The sequence below is a fragment of the Halomonas sp. XH26 genome (assembly GCF_024138895.1).
GTDB classification, from domain to species: Bacteria; Pseudomonadota; Gammaproteobacteria; order Pseudomonadales; family Halomonadaceae; genus Vreelandella; species Vreelandella alkaliphila.
The window spans coordinates 479,625-492,910 of the sequence record NZ_CP071889.1 but is presented as its reverse complement, the minus strand read 5'-3'; the positions used below and the strand labels follow the sequence as shown (position 1 = coordinate 492,910).

The 13,286-nt window shown below is 53.6% G+C and carries 10 protein-coding genes and 2 pseudogenes; 5 read left to right on the top strand and 7 right to left on the bottom strand.

Going from position 1 to position 13,286, the window contains the following annotated elements; genetic code table 11:
• Positions 1-156: 156 nt before the first annotated feature.
• Complete coding sequence (locus J4377_RS02310; protein WP_095604714.1) at positions 157-1,719, top strand: sodium:alanine symporter family protein; 1,563 nt, start codon at positions 157-159, stop codon at positions 1,717-1,719.
• A gap of 66 nt (positions 1,720-1,785) precedes the next feature.
• Here J4377_RS02310 and J4377_RS02305 read toward each other — a convergent pair whose 3' ends face one another.
• The 3 genes from J4377_RS02305 to xsc form a co-directional block, all read right to left on the bottom strand.
• Positions 1,786-2,535: a TSUP family transporter gene (locus J4377_RS02305; RefSeq protein ID WP_253486500.1), complete on the bottom strand. Its 750-nt coding sequence runs from the start codon at positions 2,533-2,535 to the stop codon at positions 1,786-1,788.
• Positions 2,536-2,538: 3 nt separating this feature from the next.
• Entirely contained in the window at positions 2,539-3,573 is a 1,035-nt protein-coding gene (gene pta / locus J4377_RS02300) for a phosphate acetyltransferase (protein ID WP_095604716.1), read from the bottom strand.
• 81 nt (positions 3,574-3,654) lie between these two features.
• On the bottom strand, positions 3,655-5,472 hold the full coding sequence (xsc, locus tag J4377_RS02295; protein WP_253486498.1) for a sulfoacetaldehyde acetyltransferase: 1,818 nt from the start codon (positions 5,470-5,472) through the stop codon (positions 3,655-3,657).
• A 182-nt stretch (positions 5,473-5,654) separates the two neighbouring features.
• On the opposite strand from xsc, the gene J4377_RS02290 reads away from it, so the two are divergent.
• Positions 5,655-6,485, top strand: coding sequence for an IclR family transcriptional regulator (locus tag J4377_RS02290; RefSeq protein ID WP_095604643.1), 831 nt, complete (start codon positions 5,655-5,657; stop codon positions 6,483-6,485).
• 107 nt (positions 6,486-6,592) lie between these two features.
• Here the strand turns inward: J4377_RS02290 and J4377_RS02285 are convergent.
• Positions 6,593-6,780 (bottom strand): annotated as a pseudogene (locus tag J4377_RS02285) (ISL3 family transposase); the annotation flags it as partial.
• Positions 6,781-6,828: 48 nt separating this feature from the next.
• Here J4377_RS02285 and J4377_RS02280 point away from each other — a divergent pair.
• Positions 6,829-7,014 (top strand): annotated as a pseudogene (locus J4377_RS02280) (transposase); the annotation flags it as partial.
• Between the two features lie 117 nt (positions 7,015-7,131).
• Here the strand turns inward: J4377_RS02280 and J4377_RS02275 are convergent.
• The 3 genes from J4377_RS02275 to kynU all read right to left on the bottom strand — a co-directional run bounded on the left by J4377_RS02275 (position 7,132) and on the right by kynU (position 10,574).
• On the bottom strand, positions 7,132-8,514 hold the full coding sequence (locus J4377_RS02275) for a sodium-dependent transporter (protein ID WP_038480934.1): 1,383 nt from the start codon (positions 8,512-8,514) through the stop codon (positions 7,132-7,134).
• A gap of 31 nt (positions 8,515-8,545) precedes the next feature.
• Positions 8,546-9,184, bottom strand: a complete 639-nt coding sequence (locus tag J4377_RS02270) for an alpha/beta hydrolase (protein ID WP_253486496.1) — start codon at positions 9,182-9,184, stop codon at positions 8,546-8,548.
• Between the two features lie 157 nt (positions 9,185-9,341).
• Positions 9,342-10,574: a kynureninase gene (gene kynU, locus J4377_RS02265; protein ID WP_231658294.1), complete on the bottom strand. Its 1,233-nt coding sequence runs from the start codon at positions 10,572-10,574 to the stop codon at positions 9,342-9,344.
• Between the two features lie 132 nt (positions 10,575-10,706).
• Between kynU and J4377_RS02260 the strand changes: the two genes are divergently transcribed.
• Positions 10,707-11,174 (top strand): Lrp/AsnC family transcriptional regulator, encoded by a 468-nt coding sequence (locus J4377_RS02260; RefSeq protein WP_038480924.1) that lies wholly within the window; start codon positions 10,707-10,709, stop codon positions 11,172-11,174.
• Between the two features lie 404 nt (positions 11,175-11,578).
• Positions 11,579-13,270: a hypothetical protein gene (locus J4377_RS02255; RefSeq protein WP_253486494.1), complete on the top strand. Its 1,692-nt coding sequence runs from the start codon at positions 11,579-11,581 to the stop codon at positions 13,268-13,270.
• Positions 13,271-13,286: the final 16 nt, after the last annotated feature.

Sequence of the window (13,286 nt, the reverse complement as noted above, 5' to 3'; positions counted from 1 at the left end):
GGCTCCATCGCCGTGGAAAAACTGGTTCCATTCGTGCTATCCCTGCCCTGCTACGCTGGTAAAGCAGTGGCTTGGTCAGCCACACAGAAGTTAACCGCAGAGTTGGTCGTGGCTGGTCACTATAACAATGACAATAATTTCTGAGGCATTCAGCTTATGTACTTCACTATCCAGCGCTTATCGCGCAGCTGGGTCGGTGGCCTAGCGACATTGCTACTAGGCGCAGGCAACAGCGCTCACGCGGGTGGCATCGACCAGGCGGTCGAGACCCTGACCGCTCCTGTGGCATCGGCGATCTCATCACTGATCTTCTTTAGCATTCCACTGTTTGGCGCCGAGCTGCCGTTGGTGGTGTTGTGGCTAATCGCCGGCGCGATATTCAGCACTTTCTACTTTAATTTTATCAACCTGCACGGCCTCCCCCATGCCTTCAAGCTGGTGCGAGGCGACTATGCACAGTCCTGGGCACACGGCGAGGTATCACATTTCCAGGCGCTGGCCACCGCAGTCTCCGGCACCGTGGGTATCGGCAATATCGGCGGTGTCGCTATCGCTATTTCCCTGGGCGGGCCAGGTGTGCTGCTGTGGATGATACTGGCCGGTTTCCTGGGCATGTCCACCAAGTTCGTTGAGTGCTCTCTGGCCACCCACTATCGCCGACAGAACGCCGATGGCAGTGTTTCCGGCGGCCCTATGTTCTACCTATCCCAGGGCCTTGCCGAACGTGGCCTACCCCGCCTCGGCAAGGCAATGGGCAAGTTCTATGCAATCGGTATTGTGATTGGATGTCTGGGCATTGGTAACATGTTTCAGTCCAACCAGGCCTTCATGCAGTTTGTCAATGTCACCGGCGGTGCCGAAACCAGCTGGTTTGCCGACAAGGGGTGGCTATTCGGCGTTGTGCTGGCGACACTGATCGGGCTGGTAATCCTCGGCGGAATCAAGTCCATTGCCCGGGTCACTGAGAAGGTGGTGCCCGTCATGGCTGCTCTCTACTGCAGCATGGCGCTGCTCATCCTCGTCATGAATGCCGAAGCGATTCCCTTCGCCATCCAGGCGATCTTCCACGGCGCCTTCACCGCCGAGGGCATCGCGGGTGGCACCCTGGGCGCCATGATCATCGGCTTTCAGCGAGCGGTGTTCTCCAACGAAGCCGGCATCGGCTCCTCAGCCATCGCTCATGCCGCGGCGCGCACCCACGACCCGATGACCGAGGGTTATGTCTCACTGCTCGAGCCGCTTGTAGATACCATCATAATCTGCAGCCTCACTGGCCTGGTGATCGTTACCACCCTCTACTACGATCCGGCGCTCACCGAAACCGCCAGCGGCATCCAGATGACATCCCAGGCCTTCGAACGAAATGTGGCCTGGTTTCCGCTGCCGCTGTCGGTAGCCGCCCTGCTGTTCGCCTTCTCTACCGCCGTCTCATGGTCGTACTACGGCCTCAAGGGCTGGTGCTACCTGTTCGGCGAAGGCCTTTGGGGGCGCAGCCTCTTTAAGCTTCTGTTCTGCATCTTTATCGTGGTTGGGTCGATGATCCAGTTGCAGTCGATGCTCACGCTCTCCGACGCGCTGGTATTCGTAATCTGCGTGCCCAATATTCTCGGCATCTATCTGCTTGCCCCTTTAGTCAAACGCGAGCTCAAACGCTATCGCCTGCGATTGGTAAGCGGCGAGATTATTGACCACAGGAGTGCCACTCCTGCGGCATTGTAAGAACACCTTTGAGCACAACCTTGCTTAAACGAAGCGCTTCAGCAAATGAACGTTAGAAGAAGGGAGTCAAGCAAGCGCCGAGGCAATCAGGCTGATACCGATCATTACCAGCACCACAAAAGCGATACGGCGCATGACTAGGGAGGAAAAGGGCAGCGGGAACCGGCGTCCCGCGTAGGTGGCTATGGCAATGACAGGCATAGACCAGGCCGTCAGCCAAAGAATCTCGGCATTCATTTGCCCCTGCGAGGTGACAAACAGCGTACGCATTCCTGAAGTCACCGCAAACAGCAGGATCAGAAGATTGCGGATTCGCACCGGCTCGATGGGTTGACGGTAGCAGTGATAAATCAATGGCGGGCCGGCGATGCCAAAGAGTCCGCCCAGTAAACCCGAAAGGCCGCCGAACAGTGCAAAACTGCTTCGAGAGGAGAGCTGCTGCTGGCGACTAGGCTGAAACACTAGGCTTGCACCGCCGTAGAGAATCACCAAGCCCAGCACCAGGCTGAGCAAGGTTGTGGCTCTGCCACTAAGATAGTCAAGCAGCAGCACCCCAAGCAAAATCATAGGTATTATGCCCATGGCGGCAGCCCGAGCCGACGGCCAGTCAATGTGCTGCAACCGTCCGGGCAGCGCTATTAGGCAGTTCATTAACGTCATCAGACTGACCACCGCGGCAACCGACGCCACTGGAGCGATACCAAGTCCACTGGTTACCCCCATGACGATCAAACCCAGACCAAAGCCGGTCACCGTCTGAAAATAACCGGCCAGAGCAGCGATCACAAGAAACGCCAGTAATGTCTCGAAGGCCATGGGTCAGGCACTCGCACCCTGGTATTTGCCCTGGCGTGCGTCAGCTGCCTGAGCCTGTACCGTCGTCACGGCGATAACGTGATAGATATCCTCAACGCTACAGCCTCGCGAAAGATCGTTGGCCGGCTTCGCTAACCCCTGAAGCAGCGGCCCGACTGCTTCGGCTCCGCCGATGCGCTCAGCCAGTTTGTAGCCGATATTACCAGCCTCAAGGTTGGGGAAAACTAACACATTGGCTCTCCCCTTTACCTGCGAGCCAGGAAGCTTTCGCTCCGCAATATCGGCGACGATAGCAGCATCTAGCTGCACATCTTCATCAATGGCAAGCGATGGACGGTCAGCCTTGACCCGCCTTGCCGCCTGCACAATTTTTTCGACGTTGCGGTGCTGAGCACTGCCACTGGTCGAAAACGACAGCATGGCGACTCGGGGTTCCTCACCCAGCAAAGACTCGGCACTATCTGCCGCCGCCATGGCGATCTGAGACAGCTGCTCGGCGTCCGGATCGATGACTAGCCCGCAATCCGAAAAAATCATTCCACCCTTAAGGCTATGAAACGGCTTGCACAGCATCATCAGAAAGAAACTCGAAACCAAGGTGCTATCTGGCGCCAGGCCGATCAGCTGAATCGCGCTCCTAACTACATCGGCCGTAGTATAAGCGGCACCGGCGACAGAACCATCCACATAGCCTTGACGAACCAGAAGATTGGCAAAGCATAGCGGCTCAATCACCACTTTTTGGGCTTGCTCGCGCGTCATCCCCTTTCGGCTGCGTAATGCAAATAGCTCATCGGCCAAGCTATTGGTCACTGATGAATCGGATGGATCCAACAGTTTGATGCCCGACACGTCGATATCAAGCCTTGTTGCCAACGCCTCAATATTATGTCGTCTACCAACCACAGTAGGTACAGCAATACCATCTTCAGCGGCTTTTGCCGCAGCACGCAATACGCGCTCGTCCTCTCCCTCGCATAGCACGATGCGGCGAGGGCTTCGGCGCGCTTTGTCGAGAATAGCATTCAAGGCTTTCATACACTTTTTCCTCATGTAAGCGGGTTAGCGTATACAAAAAACCCCCAGCATTGCTGGGGGAAATGCCACATAAGTGTTCGCTTACACGTAGTCCTGATACTTTTCTAGCAAACGCACTGGCTTTTTCAGTGCATCCCGGCGGAAGGGGTCACCCAGTTCGCGCGTACACATCACTTCGATGATGCAGGTTTTACCCTCATTCATCTGCATGTCCACCGCCTTCTTCAGTGCTGGCCCCACGTCTTCCAGCCGGTCCACGGTAATGCCTTCGGCACCCATCGCTCGACCGATCTCGGCGAAGCTCTGATTGTCTAACTCGCCAGCGACAAAACGGCGGTTGTAGAATTCCACTTGGTTCTTCTTCTCCGCGCCCCACTGACGGTTGTGGAACACCACCGCGGTCACCGGGATGTTTTCACGCACGGCCGTCATGGTTTCCATCAAGCTCATCCCCCAAGCGCCGTCGCCAGCATAAGCAATCGCTGGACGATGCGGTGCTGCCGCTTTGGCTCCGATGATGGTCGGTAGTGCATAGCCGCAGTTGCCGAAGCTCATGGGCGCGAAGAAGCTGCGCGGCTTTTCGAAGCGCAGGTAACTGTGCGCTACAGCGTTGATATTGCCGATATCAGTGGAAACCATTACATCCTTAGGCATGGCTTTTTCAAGCTCACGCAGCACCTGACGCGGGTGCAGATACTCGCCGCCAGAGAACGGCGTCTCGCCTTGCGCTTCGTCGATGGCATCGAGGCTGAACGGATCTTTCTCATGGGTCCAGGCATCAAGTTCCTGCTCCCAGGCTGACTTCTCACTGGCAATCTTATCGGCACGTGTTGTCTTGGTAGCATCACAAACCAGTTCGCGACCAGCCAGACGTTCGGTAAGCGCCTGAGCAGCTTCTTTGGCGTCGCCACAAATACCTACTGCAATCTTCTTCACCAAACCAAGCATCTTATGATCGGCATCAATCTGAATGATCTTGGCGTCCTTTGGCCAGTAGTCCAGGCCATGCTGCGGCAGAGTGCCGAAGGGCCCTAGGCGGGTGCCCAACGCCACCACCACATCTGCCTGGGCAATCAGTTTCATACCAGCCTTCGAGCCCTGATAGCCGAGCGGACCGCACCATAGCGGATGGCTTGCAGGGAAGGAGTCGTTGTGCTGGTAGCTATTAACTACCGGCGCTCCCAAGCGCTCGGCCAGTGCCTTGCAGGCGTCGACGCCGTCGGCCATGACCACTCCACCACCAGAGACGATCACCGGGAACTTGGCATTGGCCAATAGTTCGGCAGCCTCGTCGAGGGTTCGGGTACCGCCGGGACCACGATCCAGACGTGAAGGCTCGGGAACTTCACATTCGATCTCGCCATAGAAGTAATCGCGCGGGATGTTCAGCTGGGTCGGACCCATCTCGGACATGGCGCGATCGAAGCAGCGACCGGTGTACTCGGCCATTCGGGCCGGATGAGTGACGTGCCCCTGATACTTGGTGAACTCTTGGAACATCGGCAGCTGGTGGCATTCCTGAAACCCGCCCAGGCCGATACCGTTGGTACCCGCTTCGGGGGTGACAATCACCACCGGGCTATGCGCCCAGTAAGCTGCGGCGATGCCGGTCACGCAATTGGAGATGCCAGGGCCGTTCTGACCAATGACCACCCCGTGACGACCAGAGACCCGCGCATAGCCGTCAGCCATGTGGGCGGCGCCCTGCTCGTGCACCACCGGGACCAGGCGAATGCCGGCCGGGGCGAAGATATCCATGGCATCCATGAATGCCGAGCCCATGATGCCAAACATCTCTGTCACGCCATTAGCCACAAGGGTTTCGACGAAGGCCTCTGACGGGGTCATGGTCTGCTTGCCCTGGACGACTGGGCGGGTATCAGGAATCGGGTTGCTCATTGGGACTCTCCGCATCACGTGGCGTTAAATTTATTTTTCGGTACAAAATATTCCGATTTACAGAATATTTACGGAATCTAGCTCAATAAATGCTCAAGCGTCAACGATAAATATCAAAAAACGGAACAAATTGATTTCTTTTAAAGAATCGAATACCTTGGACAACAAAGGGAGACAATGCCATGACCCGTCAAAAATCCGATATGACAACGTTAGACGGCGACACCCCCGCTCAACGCCTACTGGCGCTGCTGGAAGTAATTGCCGAAAAAGATCAATTTTTTAGTTTGCAAAGTCTTGTTACTGAGACCAAGTTACCTAAGCCTACTTTGCACCGTATGCTGCAGCAGCTGGAAAGCTCTGGCATGTTGCAGCGAGAAGCCGATAGCCGCTACTACAGCAGAGGCAGCCGACTTAGGCGGCTCGCAGAAAACCTGCTCCTCAACGACACTGTGCACGGCGCCCGTCACGCAGTGCTCAGCCAGCTTGTAGAAGAGATAGGTGAAAGCTGCAACATAACAGCCCTGTCAGGTGGAGAAGTGCTCTACCTAGATCGCGTCGAAACCTCTGAGGCTTTGCGGTTCTACTTGCACCCAGGTTCTCGGGTTCCTGTGCACTGCTCAGCCAGCGGTAAGCTCTTTCTTGCTCAGATGCCTCCCGCTCAGCGCAAGCGCTTATTGAACGAAGCTCCTCTGAAAGCATTTACTCGCAATACACTTACTAATCTCGAAGCTCTAGAAGCCGAAATAGAAGGCGTGCATCAGTCTGGATATGCTTTTGATGATGAAGAGTTTCTCTCAGGCCTAATTTGCATTGCTGTACTGGCCACACATGCTGATGGGAGAAGATCCAACCTCGGTATTGCAATTCAAGCACCAATCATGCGCATGTCTCGAGAGAAAGCCTTGGAGTATCTTCCAGCTTTACAACGTGCAGCTAACGCCATCGCTGCCATCGACTGTGGATCTATGCCTCAACGTCCATCACATAACAAAAAGATAAAAAAGCGCTAAACAAACTATTTGTATATGGATTGATTTCTTTGAAACCATTAAATAAATTACCTTTACCTACAACTAAAAAAGCTCTCACCGCAGCCAGGTTCACTGGGGTGAGGGATTCAAGGTTCTTCGCCGCTTAATGTGGATTTGGCCTGATCGAACAGGCGCCCAACCGGGCTACCAATTAGGTAAATCATGGCGATGAAGTTAGCTTCGTTCCGGTAGATACGTGCGCGTGAGCGAGCCGCCTGAAACAGACCGTTCATACCTACAGTCGTGCGCTCGTCAGCCCTGAGATCCACCACCTCGACGTCACCCCCAGATTGAGTAGCGCTACACTTTAGAGTCCGATCCTATGCTAAGGAGATTGGACATTAAGAAGCGTTTCAGCGAAGAACAGATCATTGGCTTCTTGGGCGAAGCGGAGGCGGGACTCCCCATCAAGGAGCTATGTCGTCGGCACGGTTTCTCGGAAGCAAGTTATTACCTTTGGCGCAGCAAGTTTGGCGGCATGAGCGTCCCCGCTACCAAACATAGAAAAAGCCGTTACCGAGAGGTGGGCTACACCCCAAAAGTTGGACACTCATCCAACGATTGGGGTGTTTTTTACAATGAAGCGTTCGAACTGTTAGTAGTACAAAGCTACAAAGAAGGATTATTAGGAGAGACTTCGCACCATAACCACTAAAATCATTAATGGGCAGACCACACGGATATACCATGGCCACAGCCGCCAAAATAGAGTGTTCTCGATCTCCGGAGCGCCTTGACACAACTCTTTAAGCTTAGCATTTCGAGACATTAGCCAGCCTACATAGAGGCAAACTAAAGCGCCAATCACCGGCATGCTATTAATGGTGAGGCCGATCACTAAACCAAACAACAGATCAAAATTAAGCAGGATGAGCGTCGATCCTGCAAACGCAATGCCGCCAATCAGAAATGTTGAAAAACGACGTGACAAACTGCCTGTTTCCTCCAGGGTCGATACTGGCACCTCCAGCGCAGGAAACATTGATGTCAGTGCCGCAACCGCTAATAACCCAAAAAACAGCACTTCCATCACGCCACCTATGACACCCAACCGAGCAAACATCGCCGGCATCACATCGAACAGCAACGTCGCAGAGCTGGTCAGCTCCCCCTGCTCATTCAAAACCTCAACTCCAACAGCCTTGGCCACATAGAGCGACGGAATAATCAAAAGGCCCGCGATAAACGCCACACCCATATCAATAAACATCACCTGGGCCCCCACTCGGGGTAAGTTCGCATTGCGACTCAGATAAGAACCATAGACCACCATGGCACCAATGCCGATGGACAGTGAGAAGAAAGCCTGCCCCATGGCATCTAGCATCAGCTCGGCATTAATTTGTGAAAAGTCAGGCAATAGATAAACAGTTAACCCTTCTATCGCCCCGTCGAAGGTGAGAATAGTTAAAATCAATACCAGCATGGTAACGATCAATAGAGGCATCAGACGTTTGGTCCAGCGCTCAATGCCGCGATTAACCCCCAGTAGCACCACGCAAATCGTCATGGCCATAGCCACCAATGCCAACCACCAATCGCGTCCGATGCTACTCTCCGCCAACCAGCTCTCCACCGTGCTCATTCCAAGCACATGTGCTACAGGCCCTAATGCTTGGCTAATTAGCCATCCTGTAACAATGGCATAGAAGGTCAAGCCTAACGTAGCCACACAGATGGCTCCCAGGCCAATCAGTTGCCCCGCTCGTCGCGGCACTCCCTTTCCTCCCAGCTGCCCCATGGCATTTATAACGCCACTTTGGGCATAACGTCCTAAAGTCAACTCCGCCATCAATGCGGGGTAAGCGAGGACAAAGGCCATCCCGACATAGATCAACAGAAAAGCGCCACCACCGTTATTGGCGGCCATTGAGGGAAAGCTCCATACATTGCCAAGGCCCACCGCCGCGCCCGCAGCAGCCATTAAAAAGCCGAAACGGCTTTTGAACTGGGCACGACCACTAGGAGCAGCTTTATTATCTGCATTTTCAGTTTGAGATTTTGTCATTGGAATTATCTCATCACGTTAAGAAATCAGCTCAAAAAGGTAGTGCCTCGAGCCGTTCGAGAATGTCGAAATGATCACAATTGGGCAGCGGACATAGCTCTGCCGCCACACCCGCTGCTAAAGCGCGCTCATATAGCGCCTCTCCCTGGCTACGAAAGCTCGGTGGATCAAATTCACCATGCACAAGCATCAGTGGCGCCAGGCCCTGCAAGTCATAGCATAAAGGACTAAGCCGTTCAGCCTGTGCGCCATCCAACTGAAGAGGTTCATCGATATAGGTTCCTGCCAGTGGGCGCAGATCATAAATACCGCTGATCAACCATAGAGCTTCAATCCCCTCCAGACGTCCATTCCCCAGGCAGCTCATGATAGCCAGTTGAGCACCGGCACTATGGCCTCCCAGGTAGATACGACCATTTAGCCCAAGGGTGCTGGCTTCGCGTTGCAAATACCTCACGCCCTGCTGGCAAGCCGCCACCATGGTCTCGATATTGACCTCTGGGGCCAGTGGATAGTCCAGTGAGGCAAAAGCCCATCCTCGCGACAGCCATGACTCAGCCATGAAATCAGTCGCCATCGCGTCCAGCTGCTGCCAATAGCCGCCATGCAAAAAAACCATCAACGGCCAGGGACCCTGGTTTTCGGGAAGAAAGAGATTGAGTCCCTCCAATGCGTGGGCTCCGTAGACCAAACGCCTCGGCTGATGACGCGCCCGTAAACAAGCCCCTCGTTCAGCTTGGCGATCCAGAGTCGCTTCGAAGTCCCGTGCCCAAAGGCTCGGCGAATAGGCCCGTCCTCGGGCGTCACGTTCCTCGCAGAAACTCACCTTAGGTGACCTCTGAGCGCACTTGGAAACGAGGCTCTAGATATTCACGGTGCTCCACCACCTCACGGAAATGGCGTGCGGCCTGCCAAACGTCTTCATAGCTAAGATAGAGAGGAGTAAAGCCAAAGCGCATTAACCCAGGCTCCCGGTAGTCACCGATTACACCCCGAGCAATTAACGCCTGGACGATGGCATAACCATGCTCAGGGTGAATTAATGCCACCTGACTACCGCGTTCAGCATGAGGCGGGGTGATGTCTTCAATACCCTCGGCTTTAATGAGATCGGCTAGGCAATCGCGGAACAAATCCCCCATGGCTAAGCTTTTTTGCCGCAGGGCATTCATATCGACCTCCTGCCAAAGCCGAAGTGAGGCTTCTAGGGGAGAGTAAATAAGTGCCGAGTGGGTGCCACTGCGAAATCGAGTGATGCCCTGAGCCGGCACATAGTCACCATCGAAGGCAAACGGAGCAGCGTGGCCGTGCCAGCCGGAGAGTGGCTGCCAGCCGCCATCCTGATGATCTTGATGCACATAGATAAAGGCAGGCGCTCCAGGCCCTCCATTGAGGTATTTGTAGGTGCAACCAACTGCGTAGCGGACGCCACAACCGTTCAGATCAACCGGTATCGCTCCAGCGGAGTGAGCCAAATCCCAGATGACTTCGGCGCCCTGCTTATGCACTTCAGCGGTAATAGCAGCCATATCGCGCTGGCGCCCGGTGCGATAATTGATTTGGCTCAGCACCACGGCGGCTACTTGCTCATCCACATAGTCCGACAGCGCTGCCCCCTCAGGAAGAACCCGATGCTCGAAACCGGCAAGGCGGCATAACCCCTGTGCGATATAGCCATCGGTCGGGAAGTTGCCACCCTCGCTTAAAATCACTGGCCGTGAACGTTCTTGAGAATCAGCGATGTAGCCTAATAACTTAAATATATTAATCGAAATGTTGTCATTGATAATGACCTCTCCTGCCTGAGCACCGATCAGCGGTGCCAGTAGATCCCCTAAGCGTTCAGGCGCATCAAACCAACCTTGGTTCCAGCCTTTAATCAGCTCATCACGCCACTGGTCCAAGGTGGCTGCCAACGCATCTCTGGCAACTGCTGGCTGGGCACCTAGAGAATTACCGTCCAGGTAGATCATGCCCTCCGGAAGGGCAAAGCGAGCCTTAAAACCGGCCAAAGGGTCACGGCGATCCATTTCATGCACGTTATCAAGGGTTGGTGTCATCGTGTGCTCCAGGTAATTGAGTTGGATACCTGTGCAAAATTCTAAAAGGAATACGTGGGGAAAGGTTTGCGTAATTCAGCGATATAGGGCCAATATGTGCAATATTTTTGCACTAAACCAAGGATAAATACATTGGAAAACCTAGATCGCTTTGATCGACGAATTCTTCACGCTCTACAGCGTGATGCGCGCCTGACCCTGACCGCTCTGGCCGAGACGGTAAATCTCTCTCCCAGCCAGTGCTCACGACGTATCGTCCGACTGGAGGAAAATGGAGTTACCCAGGGGCACGCCCTGCGCCTCGACCCGGAAGCGCTAGGGCTTAAAGTCACCGCCTTTATTTTTCTCTCGATGGATAAAGCCCGCATGGCTTCACCCAGCGACGCTGTGGCAGAGTTATTAACAAGGGATGAAGTTATCGACTGCCACGCAATTACCGGCAACCACGACTTTATTCTCAAAGTCATGGTGGAAGATTTGAGCGAGCTATCGCGCTTTCTTTCCACCGCAGTAACCAGCCTGCCCGGGATACGTGACATTGCCACTCAGGTGGCCATGAATACCCTCAAGGTGGGTGGCCCACTCAAGATTATGATCTAGCCGGCAGCCAGACGCCTGGAGCAGTAGGAGTGTCTCCAGGCTCCTCTTTCCACTTTTTCAAACCCCTCGCTAACACATCATTCGAATTCCTTTAAATAAGCCCTGAGCCAATCCCCCTTGTCACGCTAGTCAGCCGCCCAGTATTACCTGAAGGAATACCAGAGCCATATTTTTTTATTCAATAGTCATGACGAATTGAGGCTAGCATCGCTTTAGAAAAATCAGACCACCCACCAGAGGAGTATTAAAAACACTTTTATCTCCAGTAAAAAACAATACATCTAAAAGTTAGGGCGCCTACTTCGTCACAACACTCACAATAAAAAAGGCTAACAATGAACAATAAACCTTCTAGAGTTGATTCAATTATTTCCAACAGCGCATATCGATATAAGCTAGCCATAATGATCGCACTCCTATCGAGCCCGGTGCTCCAGGCAGCCGACCATGGCCCGGTCAATATTATTGACCCTCATGTAAAGAGCCAAGCATCGCTGGCTCTAGGGAAGGAAACTCCCCATCCCACTTCAGACAGCTATGGCATAGACCCACAAACAGGTCGCTTTACCCACCCAGTGGCTACTCCCTTCTCACACGATAACCATCCTTTCGAGGGACAACTAGATGAGTGGGATACCCGTAGCTATATTCATAACATGGCAATTGAGGCTTACTATCCGATTACGGTGGAGCCCTTTCACACTTGGCAGAACATAGTCGACTTCGACGGAAAGCGCTTTCTTTATCAGTATGTTAGGCGTGATCTAAAGATATTTGATATCACTAACCCAAGAGACGTTCAACTTATCTATACCAAGGGGGCAACCTGGGATGAAAATGGTCCAAGTGAAGAGATCAACCCCTACCCCGAAAATGACATGTTCGGTGCCGCTTCTATTCAGTGGAGCAGCAGCCTCGGTAAGTACATCATGATCCAGGCCTTCGAAGTCAGGCGCTTCGGAGTTCTCGAAGACAAATACCGACAACCGGAGGAAGTCGAGGAGATAAGAAACTCTGATCACCTCAAAGGTTTCAAGGTATACGAGATGAATGGCCCACTTCCCGAAAACTGGGAGCTGATCGCCACTCGCACGACAGATATCAACAACCCCGATGCTCCTAATGGTCAACAGGAAGGATCCGGGGTACGTGATATTCCCACCTACTTCGGTGGTGATGTGATGTATGTCGCTGCCGCGCCAAGTGATAGCCATGCACTCACCGAATACCCCAACGATCTTTACAATGCCGGCTACCAGTCCTGGGATATGTCTGACCCCAGCAACCCAAGGCTACTCGATGTACTCACCGTACCTGGGCAGATCGTTGGTGATCCGGAGCACGAAGCGGCTTTTCTGGCCAACCCCAGAGCCGGCAACCGTAGTTCATGGATGGGAGCGCGCATGTCACTATTTGTTCCCACCCCCGTCGAGGAAGGCGGCCAATATGGCTATGCCGCCATGGGGGGAATGGGGCTATATGTTGTGGACATTACCGACTCGGAGAATATGCGTGTCGTTGGCCACCTTGATTTCCCAGTCAGCTTAGCGGGTACCGAGGGAGACAACATTGATGTCTCACAGGTAGAGGCGACAGGATTAATCTATTACAGCGGCTATCCATTGGCAGAGGATTGCTATGAAGCCTACAAGGATATCTATGCGGTAGATGTCAGCGACCCTACCAACCCACATATTCGACATCTACTTCCTCGCCCGACACCACCAGCCGAAGCCGAATTTACCGATTTCTGTCAGCGGAAAGGTAGCTTTGGCCCGAAGAGAACTGGCTATTACACCCAACCGGGTTCATCTCGTGAAGGCATCCTTCCCTATGCCTTTTACAATGCCGGCGTTCAGGTTTTCGATGTTAGCAACCCCGATGAGCCATCTATCGAAGCCTATTTTGTACCCCCTTTCGCCCCTGACAGTGTCGTCGATTACGCCATGGGCAACTTGGCGCATGGCGTATATGTCGAATACGACAGAAATCTTATCTGGCTCTTTACCAACCATGGGTTCTATGCCCTTTCCACCCCACTTCTTGGGGAGCCAAGCTTTTCCCCTCCCGAGACCTCCTGGCCTTCTCGCGATTAACAAAAATTAAATAATC

Excerpts from the sequence above, each read along its gene's own strand:
- J4377_RS02305 (WP_253486500.1), bottom strand. The coding sequence starts at position 2,535 with ATGGCCTTCGAGACATTACTGGCGTTTCTTGTGATCGCTGCTCTGGCC.
- J4377_RS02290 (WP_095604643.1), top strand. The coding sequence starts at position 5,655 with ATGACCCGTCAAAAATCCGATATGACAACGTTAGACGGCGACACCCCC.
- pta (WP_095604716.1), bottom strand. The coding sequence starts at position 3,573 with ATGAAAGCCTTGAATGCTATTCTCGACAAAGCGCGCCGAAGCCCTCGC.
- kynU (WP_231658294.1), bottom strand. The coding sequence starts at position 10,574 with ATGACACCAACCCTTGATAACGTGCATGAAATGGATCGCCGTGACCCT.
- xsc (WP_253486498.1), bottom strand. The coding sequence starts at position 5,472 with ATGAGCAACCCGATTCCTGATACCCGCCCAGTCGTCCAGGGCAAGCAG.
- J4377_RS02275 (WP_038480934.1), bottom strand. The coding sequence starts at position 8,514 with ATGACAAAATCTCAAACTGAAAATGCAGATAATAAAGCTGCTCCTAGT.
- J4377_RS02255 (WP_253486494.1), top strand. The coding sequence starts at position 11,579 with ATGATCGCACTCCTATCGAGCCCGGTGCTCCAGGCAGCCGACCATGGC.
- J4377_RS02310 (WP_095604714.1), top strand. The coding sequence starts at position 157 with ATGTACTTCACTATCCAGCGCTTATCGCGCAGCTGGGTCGGTGGCCTA.